General features: G+C 39.2%; 16 protein-coding genes. 10 read left to right on the top strand and 6 right to left on the bottom strand.

Features of this window, described 5'->3' with window-relative positions:
• Window positions 1-2 precede the first annotated feature (2 nt).
• The 5 genes from FPL27_RS14860 (at window position 3) to FPL27_RS14840 (ending at window position 10,204) form a co-directional block, all read left to right on the top strand.
• A complete protein-coding gene (locus FPL27_RS14860; RefSeq protein WP_143961837.1) occupies window positions 3-1,145 on the top strand; it encodes a DUF4249 domain-containing protein in 1,143 nt (380 codons plus the stop codon).
• Window positions 1,146-1,157: 12 nt separating this feature from the next.
• Complete coding sequence (locus tag FPL27_RS14855; RefSeq protein ID WP_143961836.1) at window positions 1,158-2,762, top strand: hypothetical protein; 1,605 nt, start codon at window positions 1,158-1,160, stop codon at window positions 2,760-2,762.
• Between the two features lie 520 nt (window positions 2,763-3,282).
• The gene (locus tag FPL27_RS14850; protein ID WP_143961835.1) at window positions 3,283-6,417 is read left to right on the top strand and encodes a SusC/RagA family TonB-linked outer membrane protein; all 3,135 of its coding nucleotides are present in this window, start codon (window positions 3,283-3,285) and stop codon (window positions 6,415-6,417) included.
• 13 nt (window positions 6,418-6,430) lie between these two features.
• The gene (locus tag FPL27_RS14845) at window positions 6,431-7,873 is read left to right on the top strand and encodes a RagB/SusD family nutrient uptake outer membrane protein (RefSeq protein ID WP_143961834.1); all 1,443 of its coding nucleotides are present in this window, start codon (window positions 6,431-6,433) and stop codon (window positions 7,871-7,873) included.
• A gap of 159 nt (window positions 7,874-8,032) precedes the next feature.
• Window positions 8,033-10,204, top strand: coding sequence for a bifunctional alpha,alpha-trehalose-phosphate synthase (UDP-forming)/trehalose-phosphatase (locus tag FPL27_RS14840; protein ID WP_143961833.1), 2,172 nt, complete (start codon window positions 8,033-8,035; stop codon window positions 10,202-10,204).
• 59 nt (window positions 10,205-10,263) lie between these two features.
• Here the strand turns inward: FPL27_RS14840 and FPL27_RS14835 are convergent, their stop codons facing one another.
• Window positions 10,264-12,048: a glycoside hydrolase family 15 protein gene (locus tag FPL27_RS14835; protein ID WP_143961832.1), complete on the bottom strand. Its 1,785-nt coding sequence runs from the start codon at window positions 12,046-12,048 to the stop codon at window positions 10,264-10,266.
• A gap of 396 nt (window positions 12,049-12,444) precedes the next feature.
• On the opposite strand from FPL27_RS14835, the gene FPL27_RS14830 reads away from it, so the two are divergent.
• From FPL27_RS14830 to FPL27_RS14820, 3 genes are all read left to right on the top strand, one after another.
• Window positions 12,445-13,014, top strand: coding sequence for a DUF2911 domain-containing protein (locus tag FPL27_RS14830; RefSeq protein WP_143961831.1), 570 nt, complete (start codon window positions 12,445-12,447; stop codon window positions 13,012-13,014).
• Between the two features lie 263 nt (window positions 13,015-13,277).
• A complete protein-coding gene (locus FPL27_RS14825) occupies window positions 13,278-15,704 on the top strand; it encodes a penicillin acylase family protein (RefSeq protein ID WP_143961830.1) in 2,427 nt (808 codons plus the stop codon).
• Window positions 15,704-16,072, top strand: coding sequence for a hypothetical protein (locus FPL27_RS14820; protein ID WP_143961829.1), 369 nt, complete (start codon window positions 15,704-15,706; stop codon window positions 16,070-16,072). The genes FPL27_RS14825 and FPL27_RS14820 overlap by 1 nt, the downstream gene beginning before the upstream one ends.
• A 68-nt stretch (window positions 16,073-16,140) precedes the next feature.
• Here the strand turns inward: FPL27_RS14820 and FPL27_RS14815 are convergent, their stop codons facing one another.
• From FPL27_RS14815 to FPL27_RS14795, 5 genes are all read right to left on the bottom strand, one after another.
• Window positions 16,141-16,860, bottom strand: a complete 720-nt coding sequence (locus FPL27_RS14815) for an AAA family ATPase (RefSeq protein ID WP_143961828.1) — start codon at window positions 16,858-16,860, stop codon at window positions 16,141-16,143.
• Window positions 16,861-16,932: 72 nt separating this feature from the next.
• A complete protein-coding gene (locus tag FPL27_RS14810; RefSeq protein WP_143961827.1) occupies window positions 16,933-17,280 on the bottom strand; it encodes a hypothetical protein in 348 nt (115 codons plus the stop codon).
• Between the two features lie 135 nt (window positions 17,281-17,415).
• Window positions 17,416-17,826, bottom strand: a complete 411-nt coding sequence (locus FPL27_RS14805; protein ID WP_143961826.1) for a hypothetical protein — start codon at window positions 17,824-17,826, stop codon at window positions 17,416-17,418.
• An 81-nt stretch (window positions 17,827-17,907) separates the two neighbouring features.
• A complete protein-coding gene (locus FPL27_RS14800; RefSeq protein ID WP_143961825.1) occupies window positions 17,908-18,591 on the bottom strand; it encodes a hypothetical protein in 684 nt (227 codons plus the stop codon).
• Window positions 18,592-18,600: 9 nt separating this feature from the next.
• Window positions 18,601-19,935 carry a hypothetical protein gene (locus FPL27_RS14795; protein ID WP_143961824.1) on the bottom strand — a complete coding sequence of 445 codons (1,335 nt, stop codon included), beginning with the start codon at window positions 19,933-19,935 and terminating at the stop codon, window positions 18,601-18,603.
• Between the two features lie 373 nt (window positions 19,936-20,308).
• Between FPL27_RS14795 and FPL27_RS14790 the strand changes: the two genes are divergently transcribed.
• On the top strand, window positions 20,309-20,728 hold the full coding sequence (locus FPL27_RS14790) for a 6-pyruvoyl trahydropterin synthase family protein (protein WP_143961823.1): 420 nt from the start codon (window positions 20,309-20,311) through the stop codon (window positions 20,726-20,728).
• 126 nt (window positions 20,729-20,854) lie between these two features.
• A complete protein-coding gene (locus tag FPL27_RS14785; RefSeq protein WP_143961822.1) occupies window positions 20,855-21,232 on the top strand; it encodes a GxxExxY protein in 378 nt (125 codons plus the stop codon).
• Window positions 21,233-21,314: the final 82 nt, after the last annotated feature.

Below are 21,314 nucleotides of genomic sequence, written 5' to 3'. Positions count from 1 at the left end.
CAATGCGTAAATTTCATTATATATTAATACTTACACTTATCAGCTTAATAGGTTGTAGGGAATTGTATGAGCCAGAAATTCTGGAAATTGATTTTGGATATTTGGTAGTGGAGGGGTTTATAGAAATTGGACCCGGAGATACGGAAATACGTCTTAGCCAGACCACCACCATTTATGATAGTATATCCTCCGTTCCTGTAAGCAATGCCGAAGTGTTTGTAGAAGGGCAGCAGCAAGGCAATTGGCGGGTCATGCCATTGGGCAATGGAAATTACAGCCTAGCCGGAGCATTACCTGAAGGGCAGAACTACCGGTTAATTGTTTACCTTGACGATACTCGGAAGTATGAATCTGAATGGATAGAGCCATTGTACGCCCCTGAAATAGACCAGATTTTTTTTGAAAGATCAGATGATGGAGTAACTATATATGCAGATGGTAAAGGTGATGTGAATTCTCAATATTTCCTATGGACAGCGAATGAGACCTGGAGATTTCAAACACCTTTTATTTCAGGTTTCGAATGGGACTCTTTTAATAATAGAATCGTCCCCAGAGGCACTTCGGTCAATTTCTGTTATTCATCTCAAGTTTCTCAAAATCTTATTTTGACTGATGCTGCCAAAACGCAAAATCGGGAAATTAAGAATCTTGAGATATTAAGGATTCCGATTAATTCCGAAAAATTGGGATGGAAGTACAGTGTCGAAGTGAGGCAAAGACCTATTGATGCAAGAGCACATCAATTTTGGGATATAATCAAGCGGAACTCTGAAGATATAGGCGGGCTGTTTAGCCCTATGCCCTCAATAGTAGAGAGCAATCTTTATAATGTTAATAATCCATCCGAACCGGTAATAGGTTTTGTGGGCGTAGGTAAATCTGAGCGAAAAAGGATTTTTATTGAAACAGCCGAAGTTCGGCCCTGGGTGGTTTCTGTTCCGGAGTATGAAATCTGCGAAATTCTAGAAGTAGAGCCTTCCCGTTATCAAGAGATATTTTCGGGAGGCAGAGTATTGCCTCTTCAGGAAATTCCATTAACCGGTCCTCCAGGCCCTCCCCCTGGTTTTTACGGGGCTCGAAGAGTGTGTGCTGATTGCCGGGAACGCGGTACTCTAAACAAACCCGCATTCTGGGTAGATTAATTCAAAAAAGTAATGAAGACTGTTATTATACGTGATATGAATAAGTGTTTCTTTTGGTTAGTATTGGGGCTGGTTTTTCCTATCACAAGTTTTGCCGCCAATTCGGAGATGAAGCTCTCTTTGGTATTAGGTAAGGAGGTCGCAATTGCCGGAGATTATATCCCGGCGGCTGTTTTCCTTCAGAATGACACACGCACTAACCCTTCATCAATAGCATATTTGGAAATATTTAATGAAAAGGGGGATGCAATAGTTCAGCAGATAATCCCTTTAAAAAACTCCACAGGCGAGGTGCTTCTCAATATTCCATCGCAGCTTTCTACTGGGTACTATTTAGTAAGGGGATATACCAAGTCGTTGCTTGCATTGAACCCTAATGAGGTGTCCTATCAGTGGATTGCTGTCGTAAATCCTGAAAAACCATCCTCAGTAGTTAGCTCTTCTCAAGAAGATAATATGGAGTTAAGTGAATCGAAAAAGGTTGCCGTTTCTACCCCTCAAATTAGTAAAAGAGAAAAGCTGGAATTTTCTTCAGATTTAGTGGATGTAAAATTGGTATTGGCAAGAAAGCTTCACCGTGGGATTAAAATGCCATCAGCCTATGCTGAGCAAACCTCACTTCCACCGATGGAGGTTTTCAGGTCGATGGATGTTTTTGGCCATACCTTAGTTGTGGAGGGACTTAATGAAGGCGAAAAGCTTTATATAAGCACTTTGGGAGAAGATCAAAGACTATTCACGGTCAAGGGGAATGATAGGAAAGTAGCCTCTATTGAGTTAGGAAATATTAGTAACATTGAATCCCTTGTAGTTCAATCGGCGAAAGGTACGGATTCCAAAAACTTCAGGATACAATCTCCTTTTTGGAGACATAAACCATCGCTGGCTGACTGGCCCACTCTATTGATTCCCGAAAGTGTGGTAGAGGATTTTAAAATTGATTTTTTGCAAAGAGAAGTCAATAAGTTTTTTCATTTGCCTGATACACTAGTATCAGGCAGTCATTTTGAGGTATTTTCTCCTGAGAAGATATATATCCTTGATGAATATAACCGATTTGAAAACTTAGCTACTACTATTCGGGAATATGTCACAGAGGTGCTTATTCGAAATCAGAATGGCAGTAGGGGAATTAAGGTTATCAATAAAAATAACGGAGAAGCATTTGAGGAAAATCCTTTAATATTAATTGATGGAGTGCCCGTTTTCAATGTTGATGAGTTACTGAAATGGCCAGCACGATTTATTCAACGTCTTGAAATAATAGATCGACCTTACCTTCTAAATGGCGATGTTTATGCCGGAGTAATACAAGTGATAACAATCGAAGGTAATATGGCTAATTTTCCATTACCAGAATCTTCTTTGGTAATGTCATATCCCTCCATGGTAGATAGGGTTCGATTTAATTCTCCTGATTATTTTAACAGTGCACAAAAAAGAATACCGGACTTCAGGTCTCTGTTATTTTGGCAATTGGCAGGTGGTGAAGAAGGTATTGGGAGAAATCACCTTTACGCGTCTGATTATATGGGTGAGTATGAACTTCTAGTTTATGCTCTAGATGACGATGGAAAGCTTTCTTTATTCCGATCTAAATTTGAGATAATTGAATAATAATTCAAAAACAGCAGTTTAAGCGATCTTTATTTTTTAAACTATATTTTTTCAGGAAGGATAATATGTTTTGATGATTATTGTGGCAACTGAACATCTCTTCTTGCGTGAGTTAACAACTAGGTAATAGAATTTCAATTTCTCTATATCCTTTAAAAGGATAATTTTTCAATGATTTAATTCCAATTAGAAATAATTTACACTTCCATAATCTAATTTATAAGTCATATATCTCACTTATAGAATCTTGGATAAGTACAAGTAGCATTTTGTGAAAATTAACAATTATTAATTATTGTTAAAAAAAAATAATCTATGGTGATGAGGGTTGTATTTTTCATATTTTAAGTTTTTTTATGTATTTTAAATATTTTTTCAGAATATAAATTTGATAAAAGGTTTTTTTTAGATTTAAATCTAGACAATATTCTCAGTTTATAGACATTAATTTTCTTACATAATTGGATTATTAAAAGAGATGCGTTAAAATTGGAGATCGTTAAACCAAAAAAAATAATTTATGAGGAAAGTTTTACTTCTCGGGTTCATGCTTCTTTTCGCAGCTACTTCGGTATTTGCACAAGGTCGTGTGATATCCGGAACCGTTGCCTCCGATGAAGACGGGGAGACCATCCCAGGGGCAAGTGTGTTGGTCAAAGGTACCTCAGTAGGGGTTGCTACTGATATGGATGGTAGATTCACATTGACTCTACCTGAAAATGCTAATTATCTTGTAATTAGTGCAATGGGTTTTGAGACCCAAGAATTAGAAATTGGAAACAGATCTTCATTTGAGATTAACCTTTCTTCAGGAATGGCTAATCTTGATGAAGTGGTGGTGCAGGCACCTTACGGTTCCCTTCCGAAAACTGCTTTTACTGGATCTGAAGCTACCGTTTCAAGAAGAGGGTTGGAAAAACAACAAGTGACTTCTTTTACAAGAGCTCTTGAAGGTCTTGTACCAGGTATCCAAGCTACATCTGGTAGTGGACCAGGTTCTAACGCCGCTATCCGGGTTAGAGGTTTTGGCTCAGTAAACGCATCTAACGCGCCACTTTATGTATTGGATGGGGTACCTTTCACAGGTTCATTGAACTCCATTTCCAATGACGACATCGAGACCGTAACTGTACTTAAAGATGCTGCAGCTGCTGCTCTTTACGGTGCCAGAGCTGCTAACGGTGTAATCATGATTACCACTCGTCGTGGTAAAAAAGGTAGACCTCAAGTAAATGTAAACTTGAGAACTGGTATGATGAACAGATTTGTGCCGGAATATGAAAGGGTTGGAGAGAGAGATTACTATGAGTTGATGTGGGAAGGTACCAGAAATGCTTTGGTAAACCGTTCTGGAATGTCTCCAGCTGATGCAGGTGTTTCTGCTTCAAATAACTTAGTTGGTAATCTTGGTGGATATAACGCTTATAATGTTCCTAATGCCGAATTGGTTAATCCTCAGACAGGTCAATTGAATCCAGCTGCGCAATTGAGGTACAGTGATTCTTGGTCTGACGAAGTGTTCAGAACTGCTACAAGAAACGACTTCAGCTTAAACGCAAGTGGTGCTGTTGAAAAAGCTGATTATTATTTCTCAATGGGTTACATCAAGGAAGAGGGTATTACTAAATTCTCTGATTTTGATCGTTTCAACATGAGATTGAATGTGAATTCTGAGCTAGCTAGCTGGTTGAAAGGTGGTATCAATGTAGCAGGTGCTATGACTGAGCAAGCTAACTTGACCAGTGGTGGTACTGCAACTATTAACCCATTCTTCTATACTAGAAACATGGGGCCAATCTACCCTATCTGGTTAAGAGATGAGGCAGGAGGAATAATTAATGATCCAGCAACCGGAGGTCCTGCCTATGATTGGGGTGATGGCGTGATGGGGGTAAGACCTTATGCTGCTAACTCTAATATCCTAGGTTCATTGTCTTTGGATAATAGATCAGCTAAGATTTTCAATGCCAGTGCTAACACCTTCTTGGAAGCTAGATTCTTGAAAGACTTTACTTTAAGAACGACTTTGGGTTCTAACTTTTTCAACAGTAATGGTACTACATACCAAAATTCACAGTTTGGTGATGCAGCCAATGTTACAGGTAGGTCTACTAAGAACAACAACAGACAGTTGACTTTTACTTTCAACCAAGTATTGAATTATCAGAAGAAATTTGGCGAGCACTTTATCAGTGCATTGGCAGGACATGAGAACTACTCTTTTGAGCAGAATTTCGTTTCTACTACCAGAACAGGCTTTCCTTTCCCCGGAAACAGTGAATTGGCGCCTGCGGCAAACCTGACTGGCGGTACTTCTTACACTAATCTGCATAGAATCGAATCTTATTTCTCTAGTATCAATTATAACTTCAGAGAAAGATACTTGCTATCTGCTTCAATTAGAAGAGACGGTTCTTCAAGATTCGCAACTGAAAGCAGATGGGGTAACTTCTGGTCTCTAGGTGCAGGTTGGAGGCTTACTGAAGAAGCTTGGTTCAGAGATAAGAGGTGGTTAGATGAGTTGAAATTCAAAGTTTCTTACGGTGAGCAAGGTAACGAAGGTATCTTGAACCCTAACGGTAGTGCAAATTATTTCGCATATCAAAGTTTCTACGGCCTCGGATTCAACAACTTTGTTTATCCAGGTGCTGTAATTTCTTCTCTTGAAAACAGATCATTGAACTGGGAGAAAAACCAGACGTTCAACATGGGCTTTGACTTTGGTATCAACCAAAAGTTAGAAGGTACTATTGAAGTTTTCCAAAGAAACTCTACCGATCTATTGTTTGATGTACCTCTACCTGCATCTACTGGTATTAGCTCTATCACTTCTAACGTAGGTAGGATGAGAAACAGAGGGATTGAGTTGAACTTGGGTTGGAATGCCATAAGAACTATGGATTTCGATTATAGAATCGATCTTAATCTTACTCATTTTACCAACGTGATTACTGAATTACCTCAGGAAGAGATCATTCAAGATTCCAAGAATCTTCAGGTTGGTAAGTCCCTATATGAATTCTGGATTCGGGAGTATGCAGGTGTAGATCCTGATAACGGAGACGCTTTATACTACAAAAACATCATGAATGAAGAAGGAGACCCTTCAGGAGACAGGGAAACTACAAATGTGTTGGCCGAAGCTGACAGATACTTCCAAGGATCTTCAATTCCTGATTTAATCGGTGGTTTGACCAACTCATTCAGGTACAAAAATCTTGAATTATCTGTATTGACTTCATTCCAAGTTGGAGGATTGTTCCTTGATAATCAGTATTCAAGACTTATGCACCCAGGTAACTATGGTAGTGCCATGCATGTGGACATCTTGAACAGATGGCAACAGCCAGGTGATGTTACAGACGTGCCTCGTTTGGAAAATGCTAGTCCGAACATGAACGGAATTTCTTCAAGATTCTTGATCGATGCTTCTTATGTTAATATCAGAAACATAACTTTGGGTTATAAATTGCCAAACGTAACTGCTAATAGATTAGGTATTAGAGGTGGAGTGAAGGTATTCGGTTCTGTTGATAACGCCTTGTTGTTTAGTCAAAGATCAGGAATGGACCCTCAAACGGCATTTGATGGTGTAAATGATGCGGTTTTCCCTCCTTACAGAACATTTACCTTAGGTTTGAACGTGAACTTATAATTAGAGAAATTATATGAAAATATTTAATAAAGTAATAGGGGTATTGGTTGGAGCCTCCCTGCTCTTCGGCTGTGCTGAGGATTACTTGGAAACCATGCCAACAGATGCAGTGTCTGGAGACGAGGTTTTCAATACAACTGACGGTGCTTTAGTAGCGCTAAATGGAACATACAGAAGAATGTGGACTTCTACCACACACGGTCAATTTGGTCAAAAATCAACAGACCTTACTTTTGATCTAATGGGTGAGGACATGGTAGTTCACTCTCAGGGATATGGATGGTTTAATGCGGAATATAACTTTTCCCAAACCGTAAATCCTGGAAATGGTACTCGTTCGGATTATTTGTGGTCATACAACTATATCATTGCAAACAATGCATCTAGGTTGATTGCCAATACTCCAGATGCGGTAGGTCCTCAGGATGATAAGGATTACATCATAGGTCAGGGGCATGTGCTTAGAGCATATTCCTACTTCTATCTTGCAAATTCTTTTCAACAGAATGTTACTATTGATCCTTCCGCCCCAGGTGTGCCGATCTATAGAGAGCCTACTTCTGAAGGTGCTTCAAGAGCCCCATTGTCTGAAGTTTATGCCTTCATCAATGAAGATTTGGACAGAGGGATTGCTCTTTTAGAGGGCAAAGACAGAAGACACATCTCTCATGCTACAGCCGCTGTAGCCAGAGGTTTGAAAGCTAGAGTTGCCCTTCAAGCGGGTGACTATCCAGCTGCTGCTCAATATGCCAACGCAGCAAGACAAGGTCTAGGTTTGATGAATCCTGACCAATATAATGCTGGCTTTAGCAAGTACAATCCGGAGTGGATGTGGGGTCTTGAGATTATTGATGATCAAGCAACAATCTTTGCTTCATTCTTCTCACACTTAGATCCGATTATTCTTTCTTACGCCTCTTTGGGTGGTCAGAAGAAAATCAATACCAACTTGTATTCATACATGTCGGATACTGATGCTAGAAAAGCAAACTTTATTACTCCAGGTACTGGTGCTGGTACTACTCCTGATTATGCTTCTATTAAGTTTGTTGTCGCAAACCCAGGATCTTGGGATGCTGATTACCTTCTTATGAGAGCTTCTGAGATGTATTTGATCGAGGCAGAAGCCTTGGCCAGAACAGGACAGGATGGACCTGCCGCTGATCTTCTTAACGAACTTGTAAGTGCACGTGATGCAGCTTATAGCTTCAGTGGAGCGGGTCAAGCACTAATCGATGAGATCCTAATTCAAAGAAGGATTGAACTGTGGGGTGAAGGCTTTAGATACCTTGACATCAAAAGGCTTGATCTTGGTCTTGATAGAACAGGAACAATTCACAATCCAGCTTTAGCTCAGATCATGGAATTGCCTGCTAGAGATAACATGTGGATTTTCAGAATTCCACTTAGAGAAATCGATGCAAATGACAACATCGGTATGAGTGATCAGAATTAATTATCAATTCATTTTATTTAATATACAACAAGAAAGGCTATCATCGTTTGGTAGCCTTTCTTCTTTTTTGTTATATTCAAGCAATTAACATTATCCCCAAACAACCCCTTCCATTAGGAGTTTATTTTGTGATCTCTATCAAACCTACATTTTGTGAGCATGGGAAAAACTATAATTGTTTCAAATAGGCTGCCCATCAGCCTGGATTATAAAGATGGGAAACCAGATTTCAAAACTAGTGCAGGTGGCCTAGCCACAGGGCTCGGCTCCATTTTTGAGGATGCTAACAACATCTGGATTGGTTGGCCGGGAAACTATGTGGAGGACCCCGAGCAGCGCGCGGAAATATTTCTTGAGCTCCATGAGCATAAAATGGCTCCGGTGTTTTTGACTCAGGAGGATATTGAAGACTTTTACGAGGGTTTCAGCAATGAGACTTTGTGGCCTGCTTTTCACTATTTCACACAGTACATAGCCTATGAACGCCGATTCTGGGAAGCATACGTAAGGGTGAATGAGAAGTTTTGTGAGGCTATTCTCAAAAAAGCTGACCCCGATGATACCATTTGGGTGCATGATTATCAATTGTTGCTTTTGCCTAAAATGCTCCGGGATAAGTTGCCGAATGCTACCATAGCTTTTTTCCAGCACATACCATTTCCATCTTATGAAATCATTCGGATGTTGCCCTGGAGGCAGCCACTTCTTGAAGGAATGTGTGGGGCCGATCTGGTAGGCTTCCATACCTATGACGATATGCGTCACTTTCTAAGTTCGGTAGGCCGTATTCTTGGTCTTTCCAATGAAAGTGGCTACATACAAGCCGAAAATCGCCTGATCAATGTGGATGCTTTCCCGATGGGGATTGATTATGCCAAGTATTCGGAAACGGCCGACAGTGAAACCACTTCCAAGGTGGTTCAGAAATTCAAAAAGCAACTTGGCGACCAAAGGCTCTTGCTGTCTATTGACCGCCTGGACTATTCCAAAGGCATTCCCCAAAGGCTGAAAGCTTTTGACGAGCTCTTCAAGCTTTATCCGGAATATAAGGAAAAGGTTTCTTTGATCATGGTAGTGGTGCCATCAAGGGATACGGTGAAGGAGTATCGTGAACTTAAGGAAGAAATCGACACTCTTGTGGGCCGAATCAACAGTACTTACTCTACCCTCAATTGGGTTCCGGTGCATTATTTTTACCGAGCTTTTCCTTTTGAAGAATTGAGTGCTTTCTATAAAATGTCCAACATTGGCCTGGTTACTCCGCTTAGGGATGGGATGAACCTAGTCTGCAAAGAGTTTGTGGCCAGCAAAACCGATCAGCAGGGCGTACTTATCCTTTCGGAAATGGCAGGGGCGAGTAAGGAACTGAAAGACGCCATTCTGGTCAACCCAAACAATATGGACAAAGTCACTGAAGCCCTCCATTTAGCCTTGAACATGTCGGAGGAGGAACAGCGAACCCGGCTGGTGTCTATGCAGGAAACTATTAAACGCTACGACATCCATCAATGGGTAAAGGTATTCATGGATAGGCTAAAAATCGTCAAGGAAAAACAGGCCGAATTCCAATCCAAGGATATGGATGAGGAAACTGTTCTTGAGCTAACCCGATATTTTAAGTCTTCAAAAAGCCGAATATTATTTCTTGATTATGACGGAACCTTGGTCGGTTTCAAAAACAAACCACAGGACGCCTATCCAGATTCAGAATTAAAAGATTTGGTTGAAAAGCTTACCAAAAAAGCCCAGGTTGTAATTATCAGTGGACGGGATAAGGAAACCCTAGGCAAGTGGTTTGAAGGACTTGATGTAGATATGATTGCGGAACATGGGGTATGGGTTAAAAACCGGAATACGGAAGCTGAATGGGATGTGTTTTCAGACGTAGACAATTCTTGGAAAGATGATATCCGCCATGTAATGGATTATTATGTTCAGAGGACACCGGGAGCTTTCATCGAAGAAAAACACCATTCTTTGGTGTGGCATTACCGCAAAGTGGAAAGTGGCTTAGGTGATTTGAGGATGAGAGAGCTATTCAGCCACCTTAAATACATGGCAAGTGGACACAATCTACAAGTGTTGGAGGGCAACATGGTCCTAGAGATCAAGCGGCCTGATATCAATAAAGGCCGTGCAGCTTTGGCATTTATGAAGGATAAGGAATATGACTTTATTCTGGCAATAGGAGACGACTGGACCGATGAAGATACCTTCAAAGCAATGCCCAAAAATGCTTATACCATCAGGGTTGGGTATAATTACACCAAAGCCAATTATAACATCAAATCCTCCAGTCAAGTGAGAGACTTGTTGAAGAGGTTGTTGTGAAGAAAGACGGGAGACCGAAGACGGAAGATCGGTCTTCTGTCTCCCGTCTTCTGTCCTTTTCAGAGGAAAGTCGGTCTATCCAGTTTGATTCCAATCCTATGAGCGGCATTCATCAAGCCCACATGACTGTAGGCTTGAGGGAAATTACCCCATTGGGAGCCTGTTTTTTGATCCACATCTTCGGAGAATAGTTTGAGATGGTTGCAGTATTTGATTAAGGTTTCAAAGCCCTCAACGGCCTCATCCAATCTGTTGACACATGCTAAAGCTTCGATATACCAGAAAGCACAGATTAGAAAAGTGGTTTCGGGTTTGCCGAAATCATCCTCGTGTTTGTATCTGAAGAAAAGATAGTCTTTGGACAGAAGCTCTTTTTCCAATTGCTTAAGATGGTTGTTAGCCCTTTCAATGTCTTTTCCAAAGTAGCCCATGGTAATCATTTTCAAGGTGCTGGCATCCATGTGTTTTACTCCTACAGCCTGTGCATAGGCTTTTAGATCGGGAACATAGCAGGATTCGATCTTCTTTATGGCCCTGTCTCGAAGCGATTCGGCCTGTTTTTTCAATCCATCATCATCGAGACGTTTGGCGATTTTTATACCGGCACTTGCACCTGCCCAGTGGAAAAGAAACGTATAGCAATGTTCCTGCTTAAGATTTCGAAATTCCCACAGGCCCGCATCCGGTTCATCCATGGTTTCATCAATCTTGTTAAGAAGGGTTTTAATCATGGGCCTAGAATGACTTTTCTCAGCCTCAATAAATCGCTTATCTGCATACAGTGGGAGCAAGCTGACTAGCACCTGTCCATAAAGATCATTTTGAATGTGTGTGTAGGCCTGATTGCCGAACCTTACAGGCTGGTTGCCTTTGTAACCTTCTAAATCATGTATAATTTCTGTGAGCTTGGCCTCTCCAGTTACCGAGTATAGTGGTTGGTATCTGCCGTTGGAATTGGTGGCCAGATTTTGAATGTATTCGAAGTATTTTTCCAATTCATCAAAATGCCCGATGTTGTTAAACGCATTCAAAGTATAATAGCTGTCCCTAATCCAGCAATAGCGGTAGTCCCAGTTCCGGGTGCTTCCTGGTGATTCTGGCAAACTCGTGGTGGATGCGGCTATGATGGCGCCGGTATCCTCAAACTGATGGATTTTCAGGATCAAAAGGGACCGGAGGACGTAGTCTTGATGGAAATTGGTGATACTGGTGGACTTGAGCCATTCTCTCCAATAAGCAGTTGTGGACTGTAAGAAGTCCTCTGCCGTCACCTCAATAGGCGCTTCTAACGGTCTTCCATAGGTAAACACCAGGTAAATGGGGCGCTGCAGCATGAAGCTTTTCTCCTCAACCACATAATTTAGGGAGGCATTGGTAGTCAGCCGGATTTCCTGCTCGACTCCCATATAGCGAATATGATTGCTGCCGATGGTGGGGGTCAGCTTTTTCTTGCCATATTCAGCCCTGGGTTCGCATTTGATTTTTACTTTTGGCTCTCCTTTTAACCTTTCAACCTTTCGCACCACCATCAATGGTTTATAATAGCGGCCAAAATTCCTGAATCTAGGAGCAAAATCGGTCACTTTATAAGCATGCTCTCCATTGTACTCAATGGTGGTTTCCAGAATGTTGGTGTTTTCTTTGTACCGCTGTTCGCAGGAAAATTCCTCAGTTTCAGGCAGGATGCTGAACTCACCTCCTTTCTCCTTGTCCAACATGGAGCCAAAAACAAAGTCGCTGTCAAAGCGGGGGAAGCATAGCCAGCTGATATTGGTGTTTTTCTCGATATGTGCTAGGTAGGCGCAGTTGCCGATGAGACCACTGTCATAGGTGTGTTTATCCATAAAACTAACTTTAATAGGTTTTTAGGTTCGAACCAAATTATTGCGACCCAATTCCAAAGGGGTGAATGTTTGAAGTGGATGCATTACTTTATAATCAAATACAGCGGTATGTGTTCAAAAAACAAACCAGTTTTGAAGGACGAAGTATGAAAGAAAAAAGGGGGCAAAGAGTTTCTCCGAGTTTTGCACAGAGTTTCTCAGAGTTCTTTTTTCAAAGGTTAAAAATGAAATGGGATTGCATTAAGAAAGGGGTTGATAAATCGAACACTTTATTATGGTCATATTATTTATGGGGGTATATTAAAGTATGGAACTATATGGTTATATTTACTAAGTTTCGGGGTTGTTTGAAAGAAAAATCCCGCATTTACTATTCATTCTAATTACAGTATAACTATGAAAAAGTCAAACATTCTGTTTATTGCTTTAATGCTCATGGGTTCTTTCTTTGTTTTCAGTTGTGAAGAAAGAAGCAATGAGACCGAAAAAGATGGTGAAGAGGAGGTTGTGGAAGATAGGAGAGAGGAAAGGGCCAGTCCTCTAAGAACGGCCGAAGGAACGGTAAACACCCGTGAAATCCGAGTGCAATACGGCGCCCCTTCTGTGAAAAACAGAAAAATTTGGGGAGACATTGCCCCTTACGATGAAGTTTGGAGAACAGGTGCCAACGAGGCCACTCATGTCGAATTTAAAGAAGATGTACAAGTGGAAGGGAAAAACATACCGGCTGGTAAATACTCCATTTTTACCATTCCTAAGCAACAGGGCCCCTGGACGGTGATTTTCAATTCCGAATGGGATTTGGAACATGGACATTTTCAATATAAAGAGGAAAATGATGTTTTAAGAGTGCAAGTGACTCCACAATGGGAAGATGATTTACAGGAACAGTTGACCGTAGCGGTGGAAGAACCTGGTATTGTAGTTAGATGGGAAAAGCTTAGGCTCCCAATCAGAGTAAATTAATTAGAGAGGCTTCGGCCTCTTTTTTCATTTTTGTAACCACCTTATTGAAAATACCATTTAATACCTTAAATTGGTTCCTGCATACAACTTTGGAACAAAAAATGGTCACTAAGGTCACAAAGTAATAAAGAAGTAGCACAAAGTGGATTGACAAAGAAAGGTCTACTTTGGGATAAAAATTGTTAGGGTTAAGCATCGGGCCAATTCAAGCCATAACATCTGACATCTGACATCCGGCATCCAAACATCGTAAACATTACTTGATGAAATATATTGTTTTTTTGGTATCACTGATCATCACTTTAGTTTTGGCTGTAGCACTTGCTATTAGCATTGGGCAGACACCACCATTAGGTCGTTTTTTGGATCCTTATCATGGAGTATGGCAAAACACTTACACCGAGGACTACAGCAACACTAACGAGTTTAAGCTTTCTGGACTTTCAGCCCAGGTCGAAATCGAATATGACACCAATTTAATCCCCCACATTTTTGCCCAAAATGAGGAAGATCTGTTTAGGGCTCAAGGATTTGTTACCGCTCAGCATCGTTTGTGGCAAATGGAGTTTCAAACTATGGCTGCAGCAGGTAGAGTTTCGGAAATTGTGGGTGGAGCCGCTTTGGAATTTGATAGAATGCAAAGAAGAAAAGGCCTCGGCTTTGGAGCAGAAGCCGGTTTGCAATATATCAAAGAGTCTGACCCTGATACTTACAAATTGATGGAAGCTTATGCTGATGGAGTCAATCAGTATATCCGCAGTCTTTCCTACCGCAACTTGCCAGTGGAGTATAAAATTCTTAACTATCGCCCTGAACCCTGGACAGTTTATAAAACAGCCTTGTTTCTAAAGTACATGGCTGACATGCTGGTTGGGGATAAGGACTTAGAATATACAAACTTGAGGAAATTAATCGGGGAGGATCTATTGGAAGAGCTTTTTCCTGACTTTCCTGAGGAAAATGATCCTGTTATTGAACCAAGTAAACGTTGGGATTTTACGCCCCTGCCAGTCAATAAGCCTGACGGGATTGTTTATCCAGATGACGAGCTTTTGGTAGATCCCATGCCTTCTCCAGAAGAGGGGGTAGGCTCCAATAACTGGGCAGTGGCAGGTTCAAAAACCCAAAATGGCCATCCCATTTTGGCCAATGACCCGCATTTAAACCTCAATTTGCCATCCTTATGGTACATCATACAGTTGAGTACCCCTGAATTTACCGTGAAAGGGGCATCCTTGCCTGGTGCTCTTGGCGTAATATCTGGTTTTAATGAAAATATAGCCTGGGGAGTTACTAATGCGACTAGGGACGTGAGAGATTGGTATAGCATCAATTTTAGAAACGAAGACCGTACGGAATATCTTTACAATGATCAATGGATCAACAGTAGTTTGAGATTGGAAGAAATCAAAATCAAGGGAGAAACATCCTTTGTCGACTCTGTGGTATACACTCATTATGGCCCGGTTGTTTATGATCCAAGTTTCAGAGGAGAGAGTCAATTGAAAAACTTTGCCTTGAAGTGGACCGCACACCTGGGTTCCAACGAACAAAGCACATTCTTAAACCTCAACAAAGCCAAAAACCACGATGATTATCTGGCCGCTTTGGAGACATATGTTGCACCAGCCCAAAACTTTGTTTTTGCTAGCAAAACAGGTGATATTGCTATGAAAGTACAGGGTAGTTTCCCGCTTAAGTGGGACCAACAAGGAAAATTCCTAATGGATGGAAGTGATCCTATTTATGAATGGCATGACTTCATTCCAACGGAGCAGAATCCGGCTACGCGTAACCCATCACGAGGTTTTGTAAGCTCAGCTAATCAACATTCAGTCGATCCTTCTTATCCCTATTTCGTATTTGACAATAGTTTCGAACATTATAGAAACCGCAGACTCAACCGGCGCTTGGCTGAAATGTCTAAAATTACGGTAGAGGATATGATGGATCTGCAGTTTGATAACTTTTACCTCCATGCCTCCGAGGCTTTGCCCGTCATGTTGGATTATCTGCTTGAAGATACATTGATCTTGGAGGATGGCAATGTGCGCAGATTGGTACAGGATTTACAAAGCTGGAGTTTTCATACCCATCCGGAATTAACAGCCCCGCCGATTTTTGAAATGTGGTGGAAGAATCTTGAAGATAAAGTTTGGGGTAAATGGAGAAAACCTCAGGTGCCGATTGTCATTCCAAATAAATACCAGACTACCAAATTGTTAACCGATTCCCCGGATCATGAAGTATTTAACCTTCCCAATTCAGCAAATCGAGAGACTGCCCGGGATATGGTGAGAGAAAGTTTTGAGGCGATGCTGACTGAATATGAGGAATGGAAATCGGAAGAGGAAGAGCCCACTTGGGGGAATTATAAGCACACCACCATTCAGCATTTGGTACCTAACTTCAGGTCTTTCAGTGTAGAAAATATTAGCACAGGAGGAGGTAGAGGTATTTTAAATGCCACCAGTGAGCGGCATGGAGCATCTTGGAGGATGGTCGTGGAGATGGGTGAACAACCCAATGCTTTCGGAATTTATCCCGGCGGACAGTCAGGGAATCCAGGAAGTAGATACTATACCAATATGGTCGACAAATGGGCAAGAGGTGAATACCTGAATGTTTCCCTGAGGTCTCTCGGCCAGGATGAAGATCTATTGTACACCGTAACTTTGACGCAAGACTGATGAAATTTATACTGCTTTTAATATTTTCGGCTATACTAGCTTTGATTTTAGGGCCATTTGTTCCTTTTTATGGATTGATGATTGCCGTGGCCTTATTGGCAGCTTTGATTGGCGGAAATCGAATTGTGGCTTTTGCGGCTAGCGGATTGGGTGTAGGGTTGGTTTGGATAGTAGTGCCGATGTGGGTTACCTTACAGACAGAGTCACAATTACCGGCTAAGATTGGTCAGATCATGGGTTTGGAAAACCCTATCATATTGGTATTGGCCACCGGGTTTCTAGGCTTCTTAATTGCAGGTTTCAGCGCCTTGACGGGGAACAGTTTCCGGAAAATTTTTGAGGATACCGGATCTCCCTATTATAGGTAAGACTTACTAAATACTGTAGGATAAACAGGCTTGTTTTATTTAGATAAGCATAGGGGGAATTTGAGGTGTTACGAACCAAAAAGAGCTTTTTGCATGTGTTTATAATTCGTCAGATAATTTTTTGTGACCCTATAGGCTTCCGTATCCTCATATCTTATTGCTTGGATTCCTTGATCTGTAAATTCAAATATGTCTGCTCCTGGATATGATAATAAAATTGGAGAATGGGTGGCAATGATGAATTGAGAATTTCTTACAATTAAGCTATGAATGAACGCTAATGCCTCAATTTGCCGATTAACACTTAATGCTGATTCGATTTCATCAAATAAATATAAGCCGTTTCCAAATAGTCTTTTCTCTAAAATTGTCATGAATGATTCTCCATGAGAAATCGTATGAAGACTCTTGTTTCCATAATATTTATGTATATCGTCTTTAATTTCATCTATTTCAGTCGCTACATTATAAAAAGATTCAGCGCGGAGAAAATAACTGTCTTTTGGTCTAATATGGGATTTAATTAACTTTATATTTTCATGAAGACTGCTATGGGTATCAGAAGTATTGAAATTAAAATTTCGGCTTCCTCCTTCTGGGTTAAGCCCTGAATTTATTGCTATTGCTTCCAGAAGAGTTGATTTACCACTGCCGTTCTCTCCCACGAAAAAGGTTATTGGTTTGTCGAATTTTAGCTGCTTTAATTTTGAAATAGAAGGGATGGAGTAAGGGTATTCTGTGCTTTTAGTACCTAATTTTCTAATCTCTTGGATATAGTTCAGATTCATTTTTTTAAATCAGTAAGATGGGTTAGGAGTATATTAATGAAATAGGGATCCTATAGGATCCCTATTTTTTAATTAAATTAATCTTTTTTCTTCCAGTTCTTTTTTTAAACTTAAATAACTTTTAAGTTTTGCTTGTGTAATAAAATCATCTTGATCTATATTGTAGTCTTTGATTTTTTCTGGCTTACTTAGCATCGATTTGTCAAAAACATTAGTTATTTTAATTGAAAAGCAATCGTCTAAGTCTATCAGTCTATTTATAAATTCATGCTTTATGTTGTTATTGCTTAAACTTCCAAGACTTGCAGAGATCTCACACTCATTCTCGAAATTTTTCAGTGAAATGATAAGTGAAGATATACCATTCTCTTCACCAACGAGGTATTTTTTATTGTTGAATTCTACTTCTAATACTTTCATATTTTTTAATTTGGCATACTACATTTGTAAAAAGGCCAATCCCCATCATCCTTTTGGCATTCTTGAAGACAGTCGTAACAGTTACCGTACCCTTAATTTTTTTGCTTACATTGGAGATATAATCTTTGGCATATATCATATATCTCTTGTACTGTCGTTAACAGTTGCAAAATAATAATGTACTAAATCATAAACATAAATAGTAGTTACTACTACAACCACACCGCCAAATATTATTTCTCCAATAAAAGTAGGTTCTAACGCGGCGACTCCACCGACAAGAGTAAGTACCTGCCCATTGAAGGAAGGAAATGTATGAGCGTTAGAAATAGTATATCCCAAATCAATCAGGCCTTGAAATTCAGGCATCAACCACCCATCTAACGATTGATTGTAAGTAAAGGTAATTTGATTGCCATTTGGGTAAGTTTTTTGTAAATCTATCTTTATTTGATGGTTGGCAGTTGGTTCTGCTCCCTTTAAAGAAATGCATTGTCCTGTATTTGTAGGACATGTCAATCCCTCTACATCAGTCCGGTCCAGCACCTACGACTTTCTGAAGGTAAATTGGTATATCAAATTTTAATCAATTGATTGCTAGAGCCACCCTTACTTATATTCCTATTTTTAAATGGAATTCCGATTTAAGCTATTAAGATAATTTTGTGCCTGATTCCTAAAAAAACCTACTTTTTCATGTTTTATATAATTTTCCAATTTTTTTTTCAATAAATTCTGATTTTTCTCAAATATAATATTTGAAAACTCTTGATTAGCCCTTCTAAATTCTTTTTCCAAAAATAAAACTTTGTTATTACTGTTTTCATGAAGATTTATAGGAGTTCCCATATTTCTTTCAATTTCATTTATTTTATTAATATATTTGTGAAGGTTAGTGCCACTATTGGATTTAATTAAATAAGTGAGTATACTTAGATTAGTTCCCCAGCTAAAGTTATAATTTTTTAATATGTTGTTCGATAATTTGTTTACTAAATTTAATTTTCCCATAGCAAAAAGTGATTTTAGAATACTTATGTAATGGGTTCCCAATATGTCGAAATTTGTATTTTTTTTATTATTTTCCTTTTGTATTAAACCTTTATAAATCTTGATAGATTCTTCAAGTCTGTTCAATCGATAAAGGTATAGACCTTCTTTATGAAGTAAAAGTTCCTCAGTTTCTGAATCATCATTCCATGATGAATTTAATTTTTTAAATTCATTTATTTTTTCTAAGGCATCTTGGTCGCTTAATGAAATAATATTTCTAAATAAGTTAATTAATTCTTTTTGCAATTTATTCATCATTTAAATTCATTATTTTACCATTACATCGGGACAATCAGAATCCCAGTATCCATTTGCATCACAATATCCTAAACATTTTCCACAGGGTAAATGCGGTTTGTTTTCTATACAATTCTCATACAGTTTCATGCAGTGCTCGAGGTTAGAAAGTTTGTCCTGAGTTGCAAAATAAAATTTTGCTAGATCGTAGACATAGATCGTAGACATTATAATCACTGCGCTTCCAAATATTATTTCTCCAATGAAGGTAGGTTCCAAAGCTGCATTCCAAGCTATAAGTGTAAGTAATTGCCCATTGAAGGAAGGAAAAGTATGGGCATTATCTATTGTGTATCCCAAATCAATCAGACCTTGAAATTCAGGCATCAACCACCCATCTAACGATTGATTGTAAGTAAAGGTAATTTGATTACCATCTGGGTAAGTGACAGTAAATGTGTCTCCATCGGATGGGTTTGCAGGAAAGCCAAAGGAAGTATATGGTTCTGTTCCAGGTAATGGGATACACTGTCCAGTATTTGCGTCACAAATCATTCCATCTTTATCATTTCCAGGACCGCCCGGATAATTCCCACCTGTACCTCCTCCCCCAGACTCCGGTGGGCCTGAAGATCCGCCATCCGGAAGATTGGAATAGCAAATTTCTACCATTATGGATTGGCTAGAGCCCACCCCTCCCTCTATTGGATAATAGTCGAAATCTAACCAATATGTAGTGCAAGTGGTTTGAGAGTTAGTATTAATATTTTCTTTATTATTTTCTTTTCTATTGTAAACTCCTTTTTTTGTCAGTTTTCCCTCCTCTACCAAAAAGCTCTGGATATGATAATCCGAAAACCCATAGATGTCTATAGTTCCAGACCAATCAGAGGGGATTTCAGAATAAGATATTTCATTGAATTTTTTTAAGTTTTCGTTGTTTTTTGGATAATACCTGACAAGGTAAATATCATAACCTTCCTCTTTTTCGATAAAAAGAGCATTTTGAAGAATTTTCTCTTTTATATCTTTTTCTCCTAAATTGTGTTTAACCCACCTTGGAAGAACCAATTCGTTATTTTTTAAGCTTAATTCATGAACTTTTCTTCCATCCGGGAAAAACCATGTGTGGTGTTTTGCCCAGTCAATATAGCGTTCTACAAATGGAATTCCCAGTTCCCCAACACTATGGGATAATCTCAATGCCTTATTTGGAGAAATGTAATTTGGAAGTTCTGCTTTATTAGTAGAATACCATTCAAATGGTTTTTTTAGATCACTCGGTATTTCAATTGTTAACTCTTTATCGCTATTTTGATCTAAAAAAGGATCAGAACAGGATGAAAATAATAAACAGGTAATCAAGCAAAGAAAACAGGACTGGGAAAAGATTAAATTAGCTAATAATAATTTTTTAGGGGGGGGGTAAATTTGTTTTCATATTTATAAGATTTAGTTAAAGAGAAAGTAATGTAGTGGATAATTGTTTAGTTTCAAAATTTATTTCAGAATAATTTGTAAAATAAGGATTGACTGTTGCTTTTTGGGCTAATTTCATTGGATCAACTTCCTTCAAAGAAATGCAAGTTTTTTGGCAAAGAAACAAGTTAAGAGAGAGCAATAAAATCAAGCTAGGAAGTGATGGTAGATGGTTTTTTGAATAGTTGTGTAATGGTGTTGTATCCATGGGGATAATCTTATTCTTTTTACTAAATTTGCACCTTCAATAAGAAGGAGTATGATTTACGTTTGTAGGAAGGAGCATTTTAATGCAGCTCACAAGCTGTGGAACCCCAATTGGAGCGAGGAAAAGAACAAGGAAGTCTTTGGCCCTTGCGCCAACATCAACTGGCATGGGCATAACTTTGAGTTAATTGTGACGGTAAAGGGCAAGCCTGATGCTGACACCGGTTTCGTAGTGGACCTCAAACAACTCAGCAACGTCATCCGAGAACATGTCATCGATAAGGTGGACCACAAAAACCTCAACATAGATGTGGACTTCATGACAGGTAAAATGGCCAGCTGTGAAAACCTCATCATGGAATTCTGGAAAATCCTAGAACCCAAAGTCAAACAAATCACCCCACACGGTGGGTTGTATAAGCTTACGCTGTATGAAACACCGAGGAATTTTGTGGAATATTATGGCGAATAAAAAATAAAATAACCGCAAAGAAAAAGAAGGTACGCAAAGGAGTTTTGTTTCAAAGAGGTTTTTTAATGTAAGAATTAAAGAGTAATTTTTCCATAATTTAATCATTCACTTTTTAATGTAGATGCTATGGACGAAAATCAACTTTCTAAAGTCATTATTGGATTAGCTATAGAAGTACATATAGCATTAGGTCCAGGTTTGCTAGAAAGCACATATCAGGAATGCCTATTTTATAAGATTCAAAAAGCTGGACTTAAGGTCGAAAAAGAAAAAGTATTACCGGTGATTTTTGAGGAGGTTAAAATCGATTGTGGTTATAGAATAGATTTGTTGGTGGAGGACAAGCTTATCTTGGAGCTTAAAAGTATTAAAGCTATAGACGAAATTCATTTAGCTCAAGTATTAACTTACTTAAAACTAAGCAAATTAAAACTTGCACTTCTTATGAATTTCAATGTTATAAAACTTAAACAGGGCATAAAGAGAGTTGCAAATGGGATTTGATATCTTCCATAATATTGTAGGATACCTCTTTGCGATTCTTCTTTTCTTTGCGGTTTCATTATTATTTTCTTGGGTTTAAATT

The sequence above is a fragment of the Litoribacter populi genome, from assembly GCF_007483685.1.
GTDB lineage: Bacteria > Bacteroidota > Bacteroidia > Cytophagales > Cyclobacteriaceae > Litoribacter > Litoribacter populi.
This window is presented reverse-complemented; position numbering and strand designations above follow the sequence as displayed.